The sequence below is a fragment of the Arcicella gelida genome (assembly GCF_034931025.1).
Taxonomy (GTDB): domain Bacteria; phylum Bacteroidota; class Bacteroidia; order Cytophagales; family Spirosomataceae; genus Arcicella; species Arcicella gelida.
On record NZ_JAYGIL010000028.1, the window covers coordinates 22,979 to 45,333 of the forward strand.

The 22,355-nt window shown below is 35.1% G+C and carries 15 protein-coding genes and 1 pseudogene; 4 read left to right on the forward strand and 12 right to left on the reverse strand.

Translation table 11 applies throughout. The annotated features are described in order from the left end of the window. Window positions 1-25 precede the first annotated feature (25 nt). From VB776_RS18765 to VB776_RS18785, 5 genes and pseudogenes are all read right to left on the reverse strand, one after another. Window positions 26-2,404, reverse strand: a complete 2,379-nt coding sequence (locus tag VB776_RS18765; protein ID WP_323698407.1) for a ribonuclease R family protein — start codon at window positions 2,402-2,404, stop codon at window positions 26-28. A gap of 123 nt (window positions 2,405-2,527) precedes the next feature. Next, window positions 2,528-3,181, reverse strand: coding sequence for a transglutaminase-like domain-containing protein (locus VB776_RS18770; RefSeq protein WP_323698445.1), 654 nt, complete (start codon window positions 3,179-3,181; stop codon window positions 2,528-2,530). A 30-nt stretch (window positions 3,182-3,211) separates the two neighbouring features. Next, window positions 3,212-3,397, reverse strand: a pseudogene (locus VB776_RS18775) (transglutaminase N-terminal domain-containing protein); the annotation flags it as partial. After that, window positions 3,387-5,963, reverse strand: a complete 2,577-nt coding sequence (locus tag VB776_RS18780) for a circularly permuted type 2 ATP-grasp protein (RefSeq protein ID WP_323698408.1) — start codon at window positions 5,961-5,963, stop codon at window positions 3,387-3,389. The pseudogene VB776_RS18775 and the gene VB776_RS18780, both read right to left, overlap by 11 nt. A 324-nt stretch (window positions 5,964-6,287) precedes the next feature. Beyond that, window positions 6,288-6,674, reverse strand: a complete 387-nt coding sequence (locus VB776_RS18785; RefSeq protein ID WP_323698409.1) for a MerC domain-containing protein — start codon at window positions 6,672-6,674, stop codon at window positions 6,288-6,290. A 344-nt stretch (window positions 6,675-7,018) separates the two neighbouring features. On the opposite strand from VB776_RS18785, the gene VB776_RS18790 reads away from it, so the two are divergent. Then, window positions 7,019-8,161, forward strand: coding sequence for a tetratricopeptide repeat protein (locus VB776_RS18790; RefSeq protein ID WP_323698410.1), 1,143 nt, complete (start codon window positions 7,019-7,021; stop codon window positions 8,159-8,161). A 92-nt stretch (window positions 8,162-8,253) separates the two neighbouring features. On the opposite strand, the gene VB776_RS18795 is transcribed toward VB776_RS18790, so the two are convergent. The 4 genes from VB776_RS18795 to VB776_RS18810 all read right to left on the reverse strand — a co-directional run bounded on the left by VB776_RS18795 (window position 8,254) and on the right by VB776_RS18810 (window position 11,790). Then, complete coding sequence (locus VB776_RS18795) at window positions 8,254-9,192, reverse strand: glycoside hydrolase family 43 protein (protein WP_323698411.1); 939 nt, start codon at window positions 9,190-9,192, stop codon at window positions 8,254-8,256. A gap of 21 nt (window positions 9,193-9,213) precedes the next feature. Continuing rightward, window positions 9,214-9,867, reverse strand: coding sequence for an HAD family hydrolase (locus tag VB776_RS18800; RefSeq protein WP_323698412.1), 654 nt, complete (start codon window positions 9,865-9,867; stop codon window positions 9,214-9,216). 185 nt (window positions 9,868-10,052) lie between these two features. Then, window positions 10,053-10,181 carry a hypothetical protein gene (locus VB776_RS18805; RefSeq protein WP_323260648.1) on the reverse strand — a complete coding sequence of 43 codons (129 nt, stop codon included), beginning with the start codon at window positions 10,179-10,181 and terminating at the stop codon, window positions 10,053-10,055. 127 nt (window positions 10,182-10,308) lie between these two features. Continuing rightward, window positions 10,309-11,790: a type III PLP-dependent enzyme domain-containing protein gene (locus VB776_RS18810; protein ID WP_184136233.1), complete on the reverse strand. Its 1,482-nt coding sequence runs from the start codon at window positions 11,788-11,790 to the stop codon at window positions 10,309-10,311. A 253-nt stretch (window positions 11,791-12,043) separates the two neighbouring features. Between VB776_RS18810 and VB776_RS18815 the strand changes: the two genes are divergently transcribed. Further along, window positions 12,044-13,405 carry a UDP-N-acetylmuramate--L-alanine ligase gene (locus VB776_RS18815; protein WP_323698413.1) on the forward strand — a complete coding sequence of 454 codons (1,362 nt, stop codon included), beginning with the start codon at window positions 12,044-12,046 and terminating at the stop codon, window positions 13,403-13,405. A 202-nt stretch (window positions 13,406-13,607) separates the two neighbouring features. Further along, window positions 13,608-14,387 (forward strand): tryptophan synthase subunit alpha, encoded by a 780-nt coding sequence (gene trpA, locus VB776_RS18820; protein ID WP_323698414.1) that lies wholly within the window; start codon window positions 13,608-13,610, stop codon window positions 14,385-14,387. Window positions 14,388-14,644: 257 nt separating this feature from the next. On the opposite strand, the gene VB776_RS18825 is transcribed toward trpA, so the two are convergent. The 3 genes from VB776_RS18825 to VB776_RS18835 form a co-directional block, all read right to left on the reverse strand. Further along, window positions 14,645-15,712, reverse strand: a complete 1,068-nt coding sequence (locus tag VB776_RS18825) for a DUF6236 family protein (RefSeq protein ID WP_323698415.1) — start codon at window positions 15,710-15,712, stop codon at window positions 14,645-14,647. Between the two features lie 156 nt (window positions 15,713-15,868). Continuing rightward, window positions 15,869-16,318: a hypothetical protein gene (locus VB776_RS18830; RefSeq protein WP_323698416.1), complete on the reverse strand. Its 450-nt coding sequence runs from the start codon at window positions 16,316-16,318 to the stop codon at window positions 15,869-15,871. A 141-nt stretch (window positions 16,319-16,459) separates the two neighbouring features. Beyond that, the gene (locus VB776_RS18835) at window positions 16,460-20,629 is read right to left on the reverse strand and encodes a T9SS type B sorting domain-containing protein (protein ID WP_323698417.1); all 4,170 of its coding nucleotides are present in this window, start codon (window positions 20,627-20,629) and stop codon (window positions 16,460-16,462) included. A gap of 606 nt (window positions 20,630-21,235) precedes the next feature. Here VB776_RS18835 and VB776_RS18840 point away from each other — a divergent pair. Beyond that, on the forward strand, window positions 21,236-22,300 hold the full coding sequence (locus VB776_RS18840) for a PorP/SprF family type IX secretion system membrane protein (protein ID WP_323698418.1): 1,065 nt from the start codon (window positions 21,236-21,238) through the stop codon (window positions 22,298-22,300). The last annotated feature ends 55 nt before the right edge of the window (window positions 22,301-22,355 follow it).

Here is a 22,355-nt window from a genome sequence, read left to right on the forward strand (position 1 = left end):
AGCAAATCGCTATCTCTTTTTGTTTTTATTTTCTCTTTTTTCGTTCTTTCGTTTCAAAACTTTTCGAGCGTCTATCGCCTCTTGGTGCTGATTTTGAGCTTTTAGATTTATGTCTTGAATCGCCACGGTGCGATGGTTTGGTTTTTCTTTTTCCATCGCCATCATTGCCAACTAAAGTCAAATCCATACTTCTGCGTCCTAAATTACATTCTTTCACTTTTACTTGTAATTTATCGCCAAAAGTAAATACTCGTCCATTTCTCTGTCCGACGATTCTGTAATTATCACGGTCATAATCGTAGAAATCATCTTTCAAATCATTCATTCTGATTAAACCTTCGGAAGCTGTTTCTGTAATTTCTACAAAAATTCCGAATTCTGTAACGCCAGAAATAATTCCTTCCCAAACTTTGCCTTCTTCCATCAAGCTCATAAATTCTACTTGCTTGTATTTGATAGAAGCACGTTCCGCTTCGGCAGCCATTTTCTCCATTTCTGAACTATGCTTGCAACGAGCTTCCCAAGGAGCACGCTCCAAAGGTTGTCCGCCATCTAAATAATGTTGAAGCATTCTGTGTGCCATCATATCTGGATAACGGCGAATCGGGCTGGTAAAATGCGAGTAAAACGGAAATGCCAAACCAAAGTGACCAACGGGGTCGGTGCTGTATTTAGCTTTAGACATTGTTCTTACTGCCAAATTTTCCAGAATGTTTTGCTCTGGTTTTCCTTCTACATCGTGCATTAAAGCATTAAAAGAAGTACTAATCTGCGAAACTTCCGTTTGTACATTATAACCAAAACGCTTAGCAAAAGTGGAGAAGTTTTTCAACTTTTCTGGGTCTGGGGCATCGTGAGTACGATACACCATCGTATTTCTTGGTTCGGTTTTACGTAAATTAAAGACATATTCTGCTACTTTTTTATTGGCAAGTAACATGAATTCTTCAATCAATTTATGCGAATCTTTTCTGATTTTCTGATAAATCCCAAGCGGTTTTCCGTTTTCGTCTAAATTGAATTTTACTTCGACGGTTTCAAAATTTACAGCACCTTTAGCAAAACGTTCGTCACGAAGTTTGTGAGCTAATTGATTCAGCGTTAAAAGTTCTTTCGAGAAATTCGGAAGTATTGCTACTTCATCCGTTTTCTTTTTACGTCCTTTTTTCTTGGGTTCTTCTGCTACAATTTCAGTTGGTTGAACTTCTTCAGATGTTACATTACTTACTTCGCCATCCAATACTTCTTGTGCTTCTTCATAAGTAAACCTTCTGTCTGAATGAATGACGGTTCTACCAAACCATTCGCCAACAACTTTGGCTTCTGGCGTAATTTCAAAAACGGCAGAAAAAGTTAATTTATCTTCATTCGGACGAAGTGAACATAAACCATTTGATAATTTTTCTGGTAACATCGGTACAACTCTGTCCACCAAATATACCGAAGTAGCTCTTTTAAAAGCTTCGGCTTCTAAATTACTTTCTGGTAAAACATAATGCGTAACGTCTGCAATGTGTACTCCGATTTCGTAATTGCCATTTTCTAAGAAAGTAAAACTTAGTGCATCATCAAAATCTTTGGCATCGGCAGGGTCAATCGTGAAAGTTGTTGTTTCTCTGAAATCACGACGCTTTTTGATTTCTGCGGCAGAAATTTTAACAGGAATTGCTTCGGCTTCATCTTCAATCGCTTTTGGAAAATTGATTGGCAAACCAAATTCTGCTAAAATAGCGTGCATTTCGGTATTGTTTTCACCAGCTTTTCCTAAAACTTCTATGACTTGCCCTTCCATTTTACGTTCTTTCTCTGGCCAACTCATAATCTTGATGATTACTTTGTCGCCATTTTGAGCATCAGCAATATCATATTTTGAAATGAATACATCTTGGAATATTTTCTTAGCATCAGGTGTGAAAAAAGCATAATTAGGTAAAATTTCAATCGTACCCACTAATTCTTTTCTGCCTCTTTCTATAATTTCTACAACCTCGCCTTCGGCTCTGGTTGTGCCTTTTTTACCTTTTGGAAAAACTAATACTTTTACGGTATCGCCGTCAACAGCACCGTTGAGTTCACGAGTATTTATCCAAATATCGTCTTCACGGTCTTCTACAACGACAAAGGCGAAACGAGCATTTACATGGTCAACTCGTCCAACAACAAATTGGGTTTCTGTATCAATAATATAACTTCCGTTTTGTTGACGGATGATTTTTTTATTTTTGTGGAGGTCTTCAAGAAGTTCTCCGTACAAGGTTTTTGTACTGCGGTCACGAACGGCAAATGCTTTATGTACTTGGTTGAGCGACCAAGCTGTATCTTCATTTAAGCGAAAGAATTCAAGTATTTCACCTTTAATTCTATCACGAAAAGTTTGTTCTTTGATTTGTTTTGGGTTAATCATTTAGGAATTAATATGTTATTTCTCAAATATAGGCAAAAAGCACCTGATTTCTTAGCTATTTAGTGAATGAGTGATTTAGAAATGAGTGAGTAATTAACAATTTAATACCAATAGTCATTGTTGTTAAAGCAATGGAATTACATCTACCGAAACCGATAAAGTATGTTTTCCTGAACTAAAAATGATTCCTTTTAGTGGAGGAACATCGCTATAATCTCGACCATAAGCTGTAATGATATGCCTTTCTTGAGGAACCAAGTCATTGGTTGGGTCAAATTCGCACCAACCAATATTGGGAATAAACACTGAAATCCAAGCATGAGAAGCATCTGAACCTTGTAATTTTTTTTTGCCAGGAGGAGGAAGTGTTTCTAAATAACCACTGACATAACGAGCCGCAAAACCTAAACTTCGCAAGCAAGCGATAGCTAAATGTGAAAAATCCTGACAAACTCCTTTACGTTCTTTCAATACTGTTTTGATGGGCGTATTGATATTGGTAAAGTTAGAAACAAACGAAAATTCAGTGAAAATTTTATGACAAAGTGCTTTTACGCTTTCATATAAAGAGCGTTCGTCTGGAAAACAATCTTGGGCAAAAACCTGAATTTCTTCATCCCAATAAATGAATGGACTAGGCAGTAAATATTGTAAAAGTTCTATTTTTAGACTACTTATATTTTTTACTTTTTCTCTGGCTTCTTTACAAGAAACAGAAGCTTGGGTATTAATTATTTTTGTAAAAGTTTCTACTTTACTTTCCGTTTTTACAATCAATTTTTGATGAGCAGATTGTATTGAAAAGTAATGAATACTATTTCCAAAAAAATCACTCCTTTCTACTATTTCAGAAGGTTTTGGACTAATTTGTATTGAAAAACTATGACATATCTGTGAAGGTATCGTCTTTGGTTTCAGGCATACCAAACTGTGATAGCTGTTCACAGGATCAAAATATTTATATGTTGTTTGGTGTGTGAGGTTATATTTCATTGGTATCACTATTTTCTGGATTTTCCATTAATGAGTGCTGAATGACGGTATGCGTAAAGTACAAATCTGTTAAACTGACTGTAACCGATGAAATTAAATCAAAAATATTGGCTAATAAGCTATCTAGATTTTCTCGGTATAAAGTTTCAGCGTCATACGTACTCAGGGTTGAAATGTCCGTTAATTTGATTTTGGTTGATGCCTCTAAAACTGCTTTCTCGGCTTTGGTTAATCTTTCAGACTGCGATGTTTTGGGTAATTTAGAAAGGCATTCAGCCAAAGCATCTAATTGATAACTTAAAGAATAAGGTAAATTTTCTTCAAGCAATACCATATCTAACATCGCCTCTAAACTTAAGTGCGATTTATATAATAAACGATAATGAACCAATAAATGATGATTAATTAATACTGCTTCAACCAAATCATTTTCAACATTCAGGTCATTTTTAAAACTAAAGGTAGAGCGAATAATGCTAATTCTTGATAAAATTCTTTCAATCCATTTACCAGCTTCAAATAAATAAAAGCCTTTGTCTCTCGGCATTGATTCCGAAATAATGCCATAGAAAGTAAATAAACGAGTGTGTAGTTTATCTAATACTTTCTGGATGACGTTTGGGTTATTTACTTCTGGGTCAGAGCTTTTTATTTTCTTTAAACTATTCTCTATCAGGTTGATAATACGCCAAGTGTCATGGCTCCATTTATCGCTTACTGTAATTACACCTCTTAAAAAAGATTCTACACTGCACGCAACTGTACCACCTCTTTTAGAATTAAAGACCAAATCATGAATTTCCTGATAAGGTTTCTTCAGAAGTGCTGGATTTTCTTCATCAATAAAGCCAGGATAAGTAAGCGTAAGATGCGTAAGAGATTTTAATAAAACAGGGATGTGTTCAGACTTTACCGAACCGCCAAAGTTTACGTTTTCTTGTAAAGCATTAATTGTAATTTTTAAGAACTTGGTTGTTGCCATGGTTCTTTCGCAATAACGCCCTACCCAAAAAAGGTTCTCAGCACTTCTACTTGGCAGTGAAGTATGATGAATTACAGAAGAAGCCGTTTGCTGAACGACGATTTTCTGTGGAATATCCACTACTTTATCTGAAACAATCCAAGTGTCTTTTGAAAAACCTCCATATTGATGCGAAATCTCAAAGCGGTCTCTCACGGCAGAACTTCGGGTAAGTCCACCTTCCATTACTTGATAATTCTTTCCGTCAGAAACCAAGTAGGCACGTAAAGCAGCAAAGCGAGGTTCTATTTTACCATTCACCAAAGCGGGCGTGGTAGAAAGACTTACTTCTTCTTGAGCAACAAATTCAGATGGGTTTCTGAGAATATCTTTTCGAAGCTCATCTAATTCTTGATTCGATAAGCTTTTACCATAAACAGACCTTAATTTCTGTTTACGATTGGTGCTTTTGATAATCAGTTTTGGAAGATTCGCCAAAACATGATTCATCTCTTTGACTTGTCCACACCACCAAGTAGCTACTGATGGCATAATCAGGGTTTCACCTAAAAAGAAACGACAAGCTGCATTCATAAATGGCAGTAAACCATTGCTTTCAAGTACGCTTGAACCAGGAGGATTTATCACCGAAACATTTCCTAAACGAATGGCGTGCAATAAACCTGGAATTCCTAAACGAGAATCCTGACGAAGTTCTAGTGGGTCGCACCAGTCATCATCAATTCTTCTGACGATAACATCTACTTTCTCTAAACCGTCAATAGATTTTAACCAAACGAATCCATCACGCACCAGTAAATCATCACCTTGTACCAAAGTGTAACCCAAATAAGTGGCTAAATAGGCGTGTTCAAAATAGGTTTCATTATTTGAACCGGGCGTTAAATAAACAATATTAGGATGGTCTTTCGCTTTGGTTGCCAGCGAAGAAACCGTTTGTTGAAAATTATGAAAGAAAGGAGAAAGCCTGCTAACAAACATACCATTCGTCAGTTCGGGCAAGATTTTACTCATCACACTTCTGTTTTCGAGGGCATAGCCCATTCCAGAAGGTGCTTGTGTTCTGTTATCAAGTACCCACATTCTGCCGTCAGGACCACGAGCAATGTCAGCAGCATAGAGTGTTAATTGATTTTCCGAAGGAAGTTTTACATCATTACAAACCCTGAAAAAGCCTGTATTACCATAAACTAATTCGGGAGGAAGGATATTTTCTTTGATTAAACGCTGAGGACCATAAATATCTCTGAGCATTAAATCTAATACTAAAGCCCTTTGTTTAAGTCCTTTAGCGATATTGTTCCATTCTTGCTGTTCAATCAGAAATGGAATAGGGTCTAATTGCCAAGGGCGATTTAAACTTCCTGAATTTTCATAAACATTATAAGTAACCCCATTTTCACGAAGCTTATTGATGATTTCAACATTGCGAGAATGAAATTCCTTCATGCCAATTTTTTCTAAAGTAGCAAAAAGGGCTTTCCAATGAGGCTTTACTTGACCGTTTGCTCCCAAGATTTCATCATAAGAATTAATTTCCTTTTGATAGGACTGAAGTAAATTAGGAGATATATCTGTAATCATTGCTCATTGGTTGTAAATGAAGTATTTTAAAATTTATTAAAATTAAGGTTTTTGTAGCTAAACATTATACTGTTGGCTATAAATTTCGATTTGTAGGAGTCAATAAGCTTTCAGATTAATTATGAATCACTTCTTTCGGTTTTAGTAAATCATATCCTTCTAAAAGAGAAGTTTTAGATACTTAGCGTAATCAATCCTTTCAAAAAGTCGCAAAATCCCGCAAAAAAGATAGATTTACGAATCTCAGAGATAGTTTATACAAACAAAAAATCCCTTCCAGCGGTTGAAAGGGATTTTGGATAAATGATTTTTAAAAAACAACTCTTAGCAATCGCAAGATTTTACTTTTGCTTTCCAGTTGATATAATATGCTGAAGCAATTAATAAAGCTCCTATGCTACCTGTGATAAATTCAAAACTTTCTCCTAACCAAAGTACTTCGGTTAACTTAATAAGTAAACTCCCATTCAAGAGTAAAAGAGGAATAGTATTTAAGTGTTTTCTATAGTCTATCCACAAGATAATTCCTGCTAACAAAATACTTCCACCAATAAACCATAATTCCCAAGAATGGTCAGCGATTAAGCTTCCACCCAAAAATGGAATGAGCGTAATAAGTACTGGAGTAGCTATGCAATGTATCGCACAAAGAATAGAAAGGTAAAAACCAACCTTTTCTATTTTTAAAGTATGACGATGTGTATGTTCCATTGTTGTAATCATGTTGCAAAAATAATACAATGCAACGTCATTGCAAATAAAATGAACGTTTTTATTCTTAATAAAGAAAATTTCATAAATGAGAATTTAAAATTTCTGTATCATCGACCAATGAAATTATTTTATTGACTTCTCAGAAAGCTTAATACGACTTTATAAGAGTATAACTTTTTATTAATCAGTTGTTTATCCTTTATTTTTTGCCTCTGTAAAATTCTTTTTAAAGAACAAAATTTTGATTCAAAATAGTAACTTAATTTTTAGTTTTCATTTTGAATCTACAAATTTAAAAACTAATTTTATAGTTATATAGCTAAGCATTTAAAAGACAAATAATGACTAGACTTTACTACTCACTATTATTGACATTCATCTGCATGAGTTTTGGGAAAGCTCAGTCGGATATTGAATCTCAAAATTTGATTCGTCAATATCAATATGAAAAAGCAATTGGTATTTTGAAAGATTGTCCAACGATTCCTTGTCGCCTAGATTTAGCTTTTTGTTTGGTGAAAGTGGGAAGAATAAAAGAGGCAATTGAAAACTATCAATCTGCCTTAGAGAAAGAACCAGCCAATACTTTGGCGATGATGAGTTTGGCTAGCCTTTATGAAAAAAGTAATAAATTATTTTTGGCCAAGAAAATATATCAAACTTTATTGAAAATTGATTCTACAAATGCTTTCGTTTATAAAAGCTACGCAACAATTTGTTTAAAGTTCTCAGAAGATTCTCTGGCGAAGATTTATTTCAAAAAATCAATTTCAATCAGTCCAACAGATATAGAAAGTATTGTAGAATTAGGACGACTATTGGTGAAATCAGACAGTATTCCAGAAGCTCATAAATTGATAAATCAAGGAATGCTTTTAGATACAACTTATATCGCACTTTGGCATTTAAAAGCCAGAGCAAATTATCGAGAAAGTAATTTTAAACCAGTGGTTACATCTATCAAAAAAGCAATGGCTTTGGGCGATACTACGATTAGTTATCAGCAATTGTTGGGTTACTCTTACTTTTATTTAGATAGTATTCCGCAGTCAATTGCTTGTTTTGAAAAAGTTTTATCAGTAGAAATTGAATCAGAACCAGCCTTTTTTTACCTTGGTTTATGCTATACAAAACTTAAAAAAGAAGATAAAGCACTGGACTACTTTCAACAAGCTATTAATGCTGGATTATCGGATGATTTACCTAAATATTATGAAAGAATAGGTTTTATCGACGAAAAGAATGCCCGATATAATACCGCAATTGATGCTTATCAAAAAGCATGGGAGTATTCTGCAAAAGACGATTACTTATATTTGATTGCTAGAGTAAATGATTGGAAATCAATAAATAAAACAAAAGTTTTGAAGTTATATAAACAGTATCTTTCATCAAAAAATAAAAAAAATACAGAATACATTACTTTGGCAACAGGAAGAATTAAAGAATTGGAGGCTGCTAAAGATGCAAAAGTAAAACCTTAGAGAATTTACATTTTATAAACACAAAGCGGTAACTCTTTCGGGTTACCACTTTTTTGCTTTTCCTGTACGACTTGGAAAGTCGTAGTACAATTTTATTCTGCTATCAATCTATCATAAACATCTTTTGATACTTCAAATACAGTTCCATGACGAAGTCCTTTTGGAAAAACGGCTTTATCAGAAATATCCTCCCAAGTTTTATAATCTTTAGAACGGATAGCACCATATTTATGCTCAGTGTATTTATCAAAATAAACATAAGTATATTCACCAATTTTCACACTTGTTGGTCCTTCTGCCCAGTATTTTCCAGTGATTGGTGCGGATACTTCAGTTGGATATGGGCCTTCTGCTTTTTTAGAACGAGTAATTCTAATATTCTTTTCTGCTGGTTTTGGATTTTCGTTTTTCACAAACATATAAAACCATTTTCCATCTTTTAAAATCGTAGCATCAATTGCACTGAAAGTAGGATTGAAAAACATTTTAGTTTCAGTGAAAGTCTTGAAATCACGAGTTTTTACATAATAAATTCGGTGATTCAAACCTTTTTCACGCTCAGTTTCTCCAATTTCTGAATGTCTTCCTGGAATGGTTGTTGCCCAAAAAATCAAATAATTTTTTGTCTTTTTATCATAGAATACTTCTGGAGCCCAAGCATTTTTAGCAGTTGGTTCATGTTCCATTACAGGAATTGCCTGTTGTTCCGACCAGTTGATTAAGTCTTTAGAAGAAGCATAACCAATAATTCTATCATTCCAGCCACTTGTCCAAACCATTTTAAATTCGCCATCAGCTCCTTGAATAATGCAAGGGTCACGCATTAATTTATCTTTACCAACAGCAGGTTTCAAGAAAGATTTTCCATTTTTTACAACATTCCAAGTTAAACCATCTGTACTTGAAGCGAAATGTAATCCATCTTGTCCGTTATCAACGAAGTAAGAAAACAATAATACTTTGTCTTGAGCCTGTGTTTTTGAATAAACAATTGTAAAGAAGAGTACTAAATAAAAGATACTTTTTTTCATGTTGTGTAATAATGCTAAAGGTTAAAAAAGGCTTTTTATGTATTCAACCGTGAGGTTTTGATAATCGTTTAGAAACAATTTGATATTTGAAAATGCTTCAAATTCAGTTTTATCGTGCGTAGTTGTTAAGATAATTGTTTGACAACCCGCATTTATAGAAGTTTTAGCACCAGTTGGAGAATCTTCAAAAACTAGGCTTCTATCCAATGAAACGCCTAACTCTTTTGCTACTTTTTCAAATACTTCTGGATCGGGCTTGCCTTTATTGACTAAACCAGAATGTACAACAGAAGTAAAATAATGGCGAATTCCTAAATTATCCAATACGAAATCTACATTTTCGGCAGGTGCTGCGCTACCAATTCCTAAGGGAATATTAGCCGCTTTAGCTTCGTCTAAAAATGCTTGGAGTCCATCAATTAAACGAAGTTCATCTTTAAATACTGCTCGATATTGCTCTTCTTTTTCAAAAGAAACTTGGTAGCGTTCTTCTGGAGTAAAACGATTTGGAAATAATCTTTCAATGATTTCCTCATTTTTCCCATGACAACGTTCTTTTACTTCTTCAAGACTTAAATCAAGTCCTAATTCTTTTAATTTTAATTGCCAGGCACGGTGATGAACCATCATATTGTCCACCATTGTGCCATCCATATCGAAAATAAATGCTTGCATGATTGTCTTTTTACTGTAAATGATTAATATTTTTTGAGGAAAATCTAATGAAAATATAAATCGTGTAAACTTAACACGATTTATTGAGTTGAACAAAATCTTGTATGTTTTTCAGAAAATGAAAAAGCAACAACTAAGGAGAATTTCCTCTGTTGTTGCTTTTTTCAATGTGTTAGCGGAAAGTATTAATTTCTACCTTTATAGGTTGGCTTGTCAATACTTGTGCTTCCGTAAGCTGGGCAATTATTTTTTCTTGCACAAGATGCTAAAGACAAAACTGCCAAAAAACCAATGATGATGCTAGCTTTTTTCATGATTAAAATTTGTATGTAAGTAGTAGTAAAGCGTTACTCTTACGTTAAATTACGAAATAAATAAATATTGTTTCGCAATTAATTAATTTCCAAAGATTTACGAGCTATAAACTCATTACTCAGAAAATCATTGTTCTACCATCGAAAGGTTTTCTGCCAATGTCAATTCATCTTGACTTAGGATAAATACTTTTTCTTCTTTGTCCTCTTTTTCTCCGTAGCCCAAAATCGTCATCATGCCTTCTTTACCTTGTTCGTCGGCAAAAAGGCGAGTTGTAATCGTTCCATTTTCTAATCTGTCCACAATTACGTGTTTTGGAGCAGGTATCAAACAGTGCTGAATACCACCATAACCGCCCAAGGATTCTTGATAAGCACCAGTATGGAAGAAACCTACAAACTGACGTTCTTGTCCTTCTTCAAAAATTGGTAAATACAAATCTGAACTGTGGGCTTCAGTATTATAGAAATCCATCGAGTCGCAAGTAAGTCCGCCTAAATTTACTTTTTGGTAAGGACTTCCCCAGTTATTCACTGGCAACATGATGTATTTTTGGTTCATTCCCCACGAATCTGGCAATTGAGTAATGAAAGATCCATTAATCATGTACCACAATTCTTTATCATTTTGTAACTTCTGGTCGATGATTTCGTATAAAACTGCACCACTTTCGCCAACCGTATAAGAACCAAATTCCGTAAACAAATTCGGAACAGGCACGTTACTTTTATTACAAATCCATGAAATTGATTCAACGATTTCGTCAATCATTGCTTGATAATCATAATTGAATTGCAAAGAAGTTTGGATTGGTAAACCGCCGCCTAAGTCGATAGAATCTAATTCAGGACAAACTTTCTTCAGTTCGCAATACTTATAAATAAAACGGCTCAATTCAGACCAATAATAGGCACTATCTTTAATACCTGTATTGATGAAAAAGTGTAACATTTTTAGTTTATAACGTTCGCTGTTTTGGATTTTGTTTTTGTACAATTCCATCACATCTGAGTAACGCAAGCCCAAACGAGAAGTATAAAAAGCAAAGTCAGGTTCTTCATCTGTAGCGATTCTGATACCCAAATTTACGGTTTCTGTCGTTACAAATTTATCATAAAAGTCAATCTCTTTAAGGTTATCCAAAATTGGGATACAATTAAAGCCTTCATTGATTAACTCGCTGATATACTGTGTGTAAAGGGGTAATTTATAGCCGTTGCAAAGGATATAATTCGACTTAGAAATCTTATTTTCTCTGTACAAATCACGAATAAGTGAAATGTCGAAAGCAGAAGATGTTTCGAGGTGAACATTGTGACTAAGAACCTCCTCAACAATAAACTTAAAATGGGAAGATTTTGTACAATAACAATAAGTATAATTTCCCTTATAGTTGTACTTTTTGATGGCGTTCTTAAACATCCTTTTGGCATTCTCGATATGCTCGCCAACTTTTGGTAAGTACGTAATTTTCAAGGGTGTACCATATTGCTGGATAATGTCCATAAGTGGAACATTATTGAACAAAAGTTCATTGTCTTGGTCAATGTTGAATTCCAAGGTTGGAAACTCAATGGTTTGGTCAATTAGGTCAATGTAATTTTTCATCCTACTGCGAAAAGCATAAATGCGGGGTTTTGATTAAAAATACTTATATCTTCGTGAAACTTAATCTCAGAAGTTTTATTTAGTAAAGATAAGTTTTCGTTGTTTGGTATTAACGAAAAGCTACAATAAAAAAGCGTGCAAAAGTGCAATAAAAGTATGACCTTTGCAAGCATAAAAATTGGATTTATTCTATATTTAACGTTCCGTTTTTAGAATTAGTTTCTACGGGGATTACTTTCCGTAAACAGGTTTCATGAAAAAAATACATTTTATTGCTATTGGAGGTGCTGCCATGCACAATTTAGCCATCGATTTACATAATAAAGGCTATCAAATAACAGGTTCGGATGATGAAATCTATGAGCCTTCAAGAACTTTGTTAGGCGAAAAAGGTTTACTTCCTGCCGAAATCGGTTGGTTTCCATCGAAAATTACTAGCGATTTAGATTGTGTAATTCTAGGGATGCACGCTCGTGTGGATAATCCTGAATTAGCCCAAGCCCAAGCTTTAGGCGTAAAAATCTATTCATATCCTGAATTTATTTACAGCCAAAGCTTGCACAAGCAGAGAGTTGTCATTGCGGGAAGTCATGGAAAAACGACCATTACTTCAATGATTTTGCACGTGTTGAAGTACCACAAACGCAAATTTGATTATATGGTTGGGGCAAGAATCGAAGGATTTGACACGATGGCAAGTTTGTCAGATGCTCCTGTCATTGTGATTGAAGGTGACGAATACTTATCCTCGCCAATCGACCGTCAACCTAAGTTTTTACATTATCATCCACACGTGATGTTGATGTCTGGTATTGCTTGGGATCATATCAACGTTTATCCAGATTTCAACGACTACGTACATCAATTTGAATTATTAGCTGACACTTTGCCCAAGGCAGGTAGCTTTATTTATGATGAAACAGATAAATTAGTCAATAAAATAGGGGAGAAGAACTTCGAGAGCGTTCGTAAATTTCCATACAAAGCTCATCAGCATAAAGTAAAAAATGGTAAAACATTCTTGATTTTACCTGATAAAAAAGAATTGGAAATTGAAGTATTCGGAGAACATAATCTAAAAAATTTGAATGGTGCAAAACTGGTACTTTCTCAAATCGGTATCGAAGAAGAGGAGTTTTACCAAGCAATTCCGTCTTTCAAAGGTGCAGCAAAACGTTTGGAATTAGTAGCCCAAAACGATGAAACAATCATTTATAAAGATTTTGCTCATGCTCCTTCAAAGGTAGAAGCAACCACCAAAGCCGTAAAAGCACAATTTCCGAATCGTAAATTAGTGGCTTGTTTGGAACTCCATACTTTCAGTAGCTTGAATAAAAACTTTTTGGGAGAGTACGTAAATAAACTGAATGCTGCCGATGTCGCCATCGTTTATTTCAGTCCGAAAACATTGGCACATAAAAAATTGCCAGCCATTACGCCCGAAGACATTAAGAGCCATTTCAATAATCCGAATTTATTAGTTTTTACCGAGCGTGATGCGCTGAAAGCCTTTTTATTAGGCGAGCGATGGCGTGGCTGTAATTTATTAATGATGTCGTCAGGTACTTTTGATGGACTTGACTTTAAAGAATTATCTCAAGGAATTTTACAATAAAATAACCTCACCCCCCAGCCCCCTCTCCTGTTGAGAGGGGGAGCTTAAACTTGGGAGTTTTCATTTTCTGCCAGATAGTCAATATTGTTGATAGCTGAAAATCTACTATTTAGTCAATGTGATTTAATGAAGGAAATTCTAACTCTAAAGTACCTCCCCCTCTCAGCAGGAGAGGGGGGCGGGGGGTGAGGTCTTTCGTTATATGAACCGTATTACAGCACTTTTTTCAGAAAAAAAGACTCATAATCTTAATGTTTATTTTACTGCTGGTTTCCCAAAAATCAATGATACAAAATTGATTTTGAAGTCTTTACAAGAAGGCGGAGCAGATTTAGTCGAAATCGGAATGCCTTATTCAGACCCTGTGGCGGATGGCGAAACGATTCAACAAGCTAACCAAGTGGCTTTGGATAATGGCATGACGGTAAAGCTTTTGTTTGAACAATTGGCGGGTATTCGTGAAGAAGGAATTACAGTACCTATTTTATTGATGGGTTATGTAAATCCAGTTTTACAATTTGGCGTAGAAGCTTTTTGTCAGAAATGTCAAGAAGTAGGCATTGATGGTTTGATTTTACCAGATATGCCAGCAAGCGTATATGAAGAAGAATATAAAGCCATTTTTGATAAGTATGGTATTCTGAATATTTTCTTGATTACGCCTCAAACCAGCGAAAGCCGAATCAGACATATCGACGAAATATCACATGGATTTATTTACATGGTTTCGTCGGCAAGTACTACTGGGGCAAAATCTGGTATTTCAGATGCACAAGAAGAGTATTTTGAAAGAGTAAATGCTATGAATTTGAAAAACCCAAGACTCATCGGTTTTGGTATTTCAGATAATGAAACCTTCAAAAAAGCATCATCCCATTCGGCAGGAGCAATTATTGGTAGTGCCTTTATCAAAATGCTAAGTACTTCCACAGATTTAGACGGCGATACAAAAGCCTTCGTAAAAATGGTAAAAGGACAGTAATTCGGTTTCCGAATCTGGTAATAAAAAAGCGTTGAAAACTTCCAATGGTTTTCAACGCTTTTTGTTTTAAGTGCCATTGCTCGTGTCTCCACGAGCATTTCACCAGTTTAATTGGCAAATCAACGAAATATTGCCCGTGATGACACGGGCAACGGCGTAGTTAATTAAATGCACAAAGCTTGAATTTAGCACTTCACTGTCATAGAAGCACGAAACCCCCGCTTTTGCGAAACGGCTGTTAGTGACTGCCTTTCTTGTCATACTATGAGTTTTCCTTTTAATAACGCTTCAGCAAATTCTTCTTTGTCAAGTTGATTTTTAAGAGTCAAAACATATGAGTATGGACTATTTCTCTTTGTTTTTTGATATTCAATTCCTTTAAGTGTCAATTTACCTGCTGCAACTGCTACAAGCCCAACTCCTGCAACAACCCAACCAAGTCCAGAGGCAAATGATGGAACGGAAAGAGCCATTAACGTTAGTCCAGTGTCAATTTTTAATGATTTATAAATTCCTTCAATATCTTTTGTCGCTCGTTCAATTGCGTCTTTTCTGAAATGAAGTGCATCTTTAAGAGACTGTTCATCCTGTATTTGATATAAATCTTTTACAAGTTCATTAATGTTCAAATAAAATTGTTGACGTTCGTCCTTAAAGTTTTTTCTAAATTCAATAATTTGTTTTGATGTTATGGCTTCAATATTCTTTGGAATTACTGATTGAATTACCATTGATGCCAATGTCTCGCTTATGTCATTGGTTACTCTTTCTTTTTGGGCTTCTCTTACTATTGATTGAAAATTTGGGTCGTCTGAAACAATTGGCATTGATTTATTTGTGGCAATACAATTTGCAAGTCTCGACATATATAATGCTCCTGTAATTGAGTCAAACTCTATCCAGTCTTCAAACTCAAGAGAGAATTTTTTTACTGGTAAATTCAATCTTGGAAGTTCTTCTAAAAGTTCTCTACCCATCTTCATCACGTGAATAAAATATGTGTCTGTCGGTTTTACAAATTGGGAAACTCTCTGAAATATTTGCTTTCGTTTGTTTTCGTCTGATAGTTCTGTTCTTGCATACTCTATAAATTCGTAAGCAATTCGGTCAGCATAATATCCAGGTCTTACACTTCTAACGAACAAATTTTCCTCACTTGTTGCGGTGTCATTAATTCTCTCTATTAAATCTACCTCTTCTAATAAGTCATCACTTGGAACAATTCTGTCTATTCCGTCATAATACAATGCGGCAAATTTCAACCAATTATGGTCGTGGAAATTAATGTGAGGATAGTATAAGGCTCGTCCAAATGGTATTGTCATTGTTGTCGTTATTTAAGGTTGCCACTAACGAATATATAACCGCCATAAACTATAAAAACATAGCCTTATGTCAGTTATATTACATATATCTGAACTCGTTAGTAAGTCCACACTCTACTAAAACTAAGTATTTATTTCTAAATATCCAATCTGTTTTTATTTGGTTAAAACGTCACAAAATTTTGTGCCATTGCTCGTGTCTTCAAGAGCATACAAATCAACAAAATATTGCCCATGATGACACGGGCAACGGCGTAGTGAATAGCCATCATCATTTAGATACATGTCCATTTCATTTAGTGAATAGCCATTTTCATTTATATATATGTCAATTACATTTAGTGAATAGCTATCATCATTTAGATATAAGCTTATTTCATTTAGTGAATAGCCATTTTCATTTAGATATATGTCTATTTCATTTAGTGAATAGCCATTTTCATTTAGATATATGTCAATTACATTTAGTGAATAGCCATTTTCATTTAGATATATGTCAATTACATTTAGTGAATAGCCATTTTCATTTAGATATATGTCCATTTCATTTAGATATATGTCCATTTCATTTAGTGAATAGCCATCATCATTTAGATATATGTCCATTTCATTTAATGAATAGCATTATCACTTAGATATATATTGCCCATGATGGCAAGGGTAGGGGCGTAAGTTATGCCATGAGTTGTCTATCTAAAAACAAAAAAGCGTTGAAAACTTCAAATGGCTTTCAACGCTTTTTTTGTTTTACCAAGCTATCGTAACAGCTCCTTGCTTTTTGAGTTTTCCTCTTTCTGGGAAATATTCTGCTGTATAAGTAATTTCCCAAACGAATGAATCTGGTTTTTGTAATACACCTTTGTACTTACCATCCCAACGGTCTTCAGGAAGTTTTGAAGTAAATAATAATTCTCCCCAACGGTTATAAATCTTCAAGTCAAAATCTTTAATATGTGCAGTGAAAACCTGAAATGAATCATTTTGGAAGTCGCCATTTGGGGTAAAAATATCAGGCACTAAAATACTTGGCTCACATCTATCCACGACGTTCGTACTCGCACGACTCGTACAGCCTAGCGTATTAGTTACTTCTACCGTATAAATTCCAATATTTGATACTGAAATCATTTGACTTGTTTGTCCACCCGGAAGCCAACGATAGGTTTGTCCAGCACCAGAACCAGCATCAAGATTAATTGGCAACGCATCTGGCACGCACAATGGTATTTCAGATTTTAATGGAATAAATGGTGAAGGCAATAAACGAATTACAATATCATCCGTCGTTCTACAATTACCTAAATTGGCATTTAATGTAAAACGTCCTTGTTGAGTAGGATAAATAATATTAGTTGTTTGTCCAGTATTCCAACGATAAGTAACACCTGTTTCAAGATTTGTACCGATGAAATCTATGCCATTTCTACAAACATCTCTGTCGGCACCTAAATCAACTTTGGGCGATTGTGAAATTGTAATCGTTCTAGCAACTTTGCCAACACAACCATTTGCACCTGTTAGTTCATAACGAACATCATCATTTTGTGCCAATGACGGAGGAGTATAAAGTCCATTAGAACTAATATTTGAACCAAACCAAGTACCAGTTGCTGGACTAGCAGTAAATTGAACAGGACGAGTTCCAGTACAAATTTCGTTTGGAACATTTACATTAATCACAGGAAGGGGCTTGAACGAAACTAACGAATTAGCTTTACTGATACATTTACCTGTGAAATCAATAACAGTAACTGAATAAATACCTGCCTGCGTTACATTAATGCTAGGCGTTGTTGCACCAGTATTCCACAAAATTGAACCAGCAGTATTAACGGCTTGGAGTACAATTGTTTGTCCCAGACATTCAATTGGTGGTCTTGAAATCGTTGTTACTGTTCTTGGTCGTACCGCAATTATCAGCGGACTTTCGATATGCTTACAACCTGAAGCATCTTCTAATTCCAAAGTATATGTTCCAGCCCCCAATCCATTTATTAAGTAATTTCTTGATGAAACTAATATTGAACCAACTGAGCCACTTTTAATCGTTACATCAGGATTACCGTTAATCTTCAAATCAAAAGTAATTGGCTGAATTCCACTATTTGCATTCACCGTAAAAGCTATTGAGCCATCGTTCAATACATCACAATAAGTATCTGTTGGTCTAACTACAATGTTTGGTTTGGTATTGCCCAATGCCAATAAAGGAATATTAAACGTTGTATCACAGGCAATTCTACTTTGAATGGTCACTCGATAATTGCCAGCATCCAAACCTCTGATTGAGTTTCTACTTTGTCCAGCGATAAGTACACCATCTTTGTACCAAACAAAAGTATAAGTATCAGTTGGCGATAAGCTTTGAATGGCAATTTGCCCATCTCTGATATTACAATTACTTGGCAATGTTTTATTAACTACAAAAGTTGGTTTGGGCAATGCACTAACCACAACTTGGTCTCTTACTTCACAATTGGTTGTACTTTCTTTAACGATTACAGAATATGTTCCCGGACGAACCACTACGATACTTGGTGTTGTTTGTCCAGTATTCCATAAATAAGTACTTGTAGGGCTACTACCTGCATTACTTGCTGATAAAGTAAAAGAAGAATTTTGGCAGATAGTTGTATCTGCTGGAAGATTAAAAGGTTTTGCCGAAAAGAGATTTACCTTCACAGAATCTTCTGCAATACAACCATTTTTCTCTACAAACACAGTGTACTTCCCAGACCTTGTTGCTGTTAAAGTACTCAGCGTATCTCTTGGTAAATAACTACCGTCAATCAACCAAAAGTAGCGACTATCAGGAAGCGTATTTCCTGCATTTAACGTAGTTGTATTCTGGCAAAGATTAATATCATTGCCTAAATCTGCATTGGGAATGGCAAATATTTCAAACTCTTGCGGGGGAAGTAAAGTATCGCTCAAACATTTATTTCCCATACTTACAAAAACATAGTATTTCCCAGGAGTATCGAACGTATAAGTTACTTGTAAGCCTGTATCGCCCGCCCCGCCTGATTTTTGATAGACTGCTCCAGCAGGTAAGGTATATTTCCCTGTCCGAGAGTCGGGCTGTGGAGGAGTACCTCTATAAAAGTACCAATCCGTTTTAGTATTTTTAAAAGTCTCTCCTTCGCAAAGATGATTCGTCTGGAAAGTAGAAGGTGAACCAAAGCAAGTATCCGAAGCCATAATACCTACTCCAGAGTTTCTAGTAATCACAACTGTTGCAGTAGTTGGCAAACCCAATTGACTGGTTTTTCCATTTAAACTAAAGGCATCTCTTTGATAATAAGCTGTATCTATTTTTACTTTACTGGCATTGGTATAAGAAACCGTATCGTTCGGTAATTTTATCACACCCAAAGTATCACTTCCTTGTACGGCTAAGTAAATTCTTCCGTCTGGGCCTAATTGAACAGAGCCGTAATACTCTTTTTTAGAGGAATCTAATGTGACTTTAGATTTTGCTAAAGACACAGAATCTCCTTGCGTTAAGTCATAACGTAATAAAGATGAGTATGTACCCGGTTTTTTAATGGTATCAGCTTTCATCGTCACAAATAGCGTTCTGCTATCTGGTGAAAACTCAACACCATAAACGGTTGGTGGGGCTGGACCTAAGTCAATTGTTTTTTTATTGGTAATTGCACCAGTGGAATCTGCAAAATCATATAATTCTACAAGGTTTCTTGTTCCTCCAGGAATGGCAATGGCTAATTTGGTCGCATCTTGTGAGACTTTTAAATACCCTTGTGCTTTTTCTGGAGAATCTATCGTTGAACCAATATCAATGGTTTTTGAAATAGAAATTCCATTTTTAGTAACACGATACATTCTGTATGTATTGTTACTATAATCATGAGAAATTACCCAATAAGTAGAGTCTTTTTTAACAAAAGTCGAGATAAGGTTTTCGGTAGATGAAACATCATCTAAAGGCAAGTTTTTAGCAATTACTTTTCCTTTGCCTTCATTCAATCGAATATCAACAATCGAATAAGTTAGTTTCTTCTCGCCATTGATTTCGGTTGTCGTAAAAATATAATAATAAGACTGACAGCCCTGACAACTAGGCTGAGGCACAATTACGGCAGATTGTGTTGAAAATGAACTTCCCTTCAAGGTGTCAGTCGGAAAAACTGCTTGCATTTCCGTCCCATCTTTATCATATACTTTTCGTCCGTCAGTATAAAACAGTAAATTGCCATTTTGGTCAGCGATAGATGAAACTCCTTCTACCGTATTTAATTTACCTTCAGTATCAGCCGTAGCTGAACCGTTTGAAAATTTAATACCAGCATTATTACCAAAGTACCAAGAGGTTTCGGCAGGTTTTGGCGGTGGCGGAATACAAAGCTGAACATTGATTTTATTTTGAGCAGAACAACCCGTAATAGGGTCAGTTACTTGTACCGAATAACAACTGGTAGTATCTGCTACAAGTGTTTGAGTAGTTTGACCTTTAGGAAACCAAATGTATTCATATTGTGGTTGGGCTCCTCCATTAGGGTAAGGGTTCAATGTAAGAACATCTCCATTACAAATAGTAGTATCTTGCTGTGAAGGAGTTTGTCCCAAAAAGAAAGCTTGCGGTGGTGCAAAAATTTCAAAGGTTTTGGTATAAGTAACTGGTACACCATTTTCAGTACGAACAAGTGTCACGGTTTTTGTACCTGGAGTAGTGTATAAGTGTGCTGGATTCCTCAGTGTGGAAGTATTTTTTAGAGTACTGGCTGGGTCACCGAAATCCCAACGCCAAGCTGAAGCTGGAGTGGCAACCAAATCTTTAAAAATAGTTGCCGCTGTAGTATCTGAACATTCTGATAAACAAGTTTTTGCTACACTGAATTGAGCATGAGCCGTATTTGACCATGCCCATGTTAAAAAAACAAAGGTGATGAGCAAAAAAAATCGTTGTATGCTACTAATTCTAAACATTCTTTCGTTATAAAAAATGAAAATACTCTTTGCTTCCGATATAGACAGCTATTACACCTAAAAGGTTGGATGTTAAAATACTTATTAAAAATATTGATTTTAATGAAAAAATCTTCTTTAAATTTAGGCTCTTCTACATTAGACTTTATCACGGTTTAAGTTGTAGTATTATTCTTTGTAAGAAATCAGCGATATTTAATAAGCATTTTCTACTATAAATACAGTTTCTCCATTGATTTTACAGAGATAAATAAATTTCCACTGTACTGTTTTGTCATTAACAAATAAACCGTGATAAGGTCTATTAACATAAACAAAACCATTTGCTCCGTCTATGAGTTTTAAAAAATGATTTTACGATAGAGGTATTGATTATATCAACGTAATTTAGAGGAGTATAGCACTTTTTTTAACGAAATTTACTGTTTAAAATTATAGGAAACATTAAATAGTACAGGTTCGTGTTGGTAAAGTACATTTTGGGGCTAATTGTTTTTTGGATAAAAATATCTTACTAATATTTAACAGTATGATTAATCGTTGATGAAGATACTCATAACCATTCCTAATTCCATGTTAAAAAGAAGTTTTCTGTTCATATTGGGTATTTTATCTTGGTCTTTTTTTGCAGAAGCTCAAGATCCACAATATTCACAGTTTTATGCAGCGCCCATGTTTTTAAATCCTGCTTTTGCGGGTTCTGCCAAAGCTCCAAGAGTAAGTTTAAATCATCGAAATCAATGGCCTTCATTAAGTGCTAATTTTGTTACTTCATCGCTTTCTGCTGATTTGTATTTGGAAAAACTGAATAGTGGCGTTGGCTTATTACTTACTTCCGACCGTCAGTTTACCAATTTAACTACGACAGATATTGGTGCTATTTACTCTTATCACCTCAAACTAAGTGATGGTTTAAGAGCCAACTTGGGTGTTCAAGGTTCGTATGTAACCCGTGGCGTAAATTTTGCAGATTATACTTTTGGCGACCAAATTAACACTTATTTAACCACTGGAGCATATCCACGTTACTCTTCTGATCAAATTTTGCAAGGAGGAAATAATCTTACCCCACAATTAAAATACTGGGATTTTTCATCGGGTGCAATTGTTTATGGAGAACAATTTTGGGTTGGAGCATCGGTTCATCATATCAATCAGCCGAATCAATCTTTTTCAAATCAAAATGCTGTTTTACCTGTTAGAATTGGTATTCAAGCAGGTTTTAATATTCCTTTGGATGATTATATGTTAGGAAATAATTTGGGAGATGCCGTTGATAGAGAGAAAAGTATTACGCCTGTGGTTCATTATCGACGTCAGGGACAATCAGACCAATTAGATGTTGGTGCGTATTTAACTTATTCGCCGATTGTGATTGGAGCTTGGTATAGAGGTATTCCGATAAAAACCTATAAAAAAGATAACACAAGTATCATTAGTCACGATGCTTTGGTGTTTTTGGTCGGTTATCGACAAGATAATTTTTCGATAGGTTATAGCTACGATGCCACGATTTCAAGACTAAGTTCGACTGGCGGAGCACATGAATTATCCCTTTCATATACTTTCAGCGATTTAATTCAACCTAAGCGGAATGTCCGCCCAAGAAAAGGCGAATTAAAGTGTCCGAAGTTTTAACAAAAAAGCCATCAAAATTGATTTTACTCAACTTTTGATGGCTTTTTTATTAGAA

Excerpts from the sequence above, each read along its gene's own strand:
- VB776_RS18765 (WP_323698407.1), bottom strand. The coding sequence starts at position 2,404 with ATGATTAACCCAAAACAAATCAAAGAACAAACTTTTCGTGATAGAATT.
- VB776_RS18780 (WP_323698408.1), bottom strand. The coding sequence starts at position 5,963 with ATGATTACAGATATATCTCCTAATTTACTTCAGTCCTATCAAAAGGAA.
- VB776_RS18785 (WP_323698409.1), bottom strand. The coding sequence starts at position 6,674 with ATGGAACATACACATCGTCATACTTTAAAAATAGAAAAGGTTGGTTTT.
- VB776_RS18790 (WP_323698410.1), top strand. The coding sequence starts at position 7,019 with ATGACTAGACTTTACTACTCACTATTATTGACATTCATCTGCATGAGT.
- VB776_RS18795 (WP_323698411.1), bottom strand. The coding sequence starts at position 9,192 with ATGAAAAAAAGTATCTTTTATTTAGTACTCTTCTTTACAATTGTTTAT.
- VB776_RS18800 (WP_323698412.1), bottom strand. The coding sequence starts at position 9,867 with ATGCAAGCATTTATTTTCGATATGGATGGCACAATGGTGGACAATATG.
- VB776_RS18805 (WP_323260648.1), bottom strand. The coding sequence starts at position 10,181 with ATGAAAAAAGCTAGCATCATCATTGGTTTTTTGGCAGTTTTGTCTTTA.
- VB776_RS18810 (WP_184136233.1), bottom strand. The coding sequence starts at position 11,790 with ATGAAAAATTACATTGACCTAATTGACCAAACCATTGAGTTTCCAACC.
- VB776_RS18815 (WP_323698413.1), top strand. The coding sequence starts at position 12,044 with ATGAAAAAAATACATTTTATTGCTATTGGAGGTGCTGCCATGCACAAT.
- trpA (WP_323698414.1), top strand. The coding sequence starts at position 13,608 with ATGAACCGTATTACAGCACTTTTTTCAGAAAAAAAGACTCATAATCTT.
- VB776_RS18825 (WP_323698415.1), bottom strand. The coding sequence starts at position 15,712 with ATGACAATACCATTTGGACGAGCCTTATACTATCCTCACATTAATTTC.
- VB776_RS18830 (WP_323698416.1), bottom strand. The coding sequence starts at position 16,318 with ATGGACATATATCTAAATGATGATGGCTATTCACTAAATGAAATGGAC.
- VB776_RS18840 (WP_323698418.1), top strand. The coding sequence starts at position 21,236 with ATGTTAAAAAGAAGTTTTCTGTTCATATTGGGTATTTTATCTTGGTCT.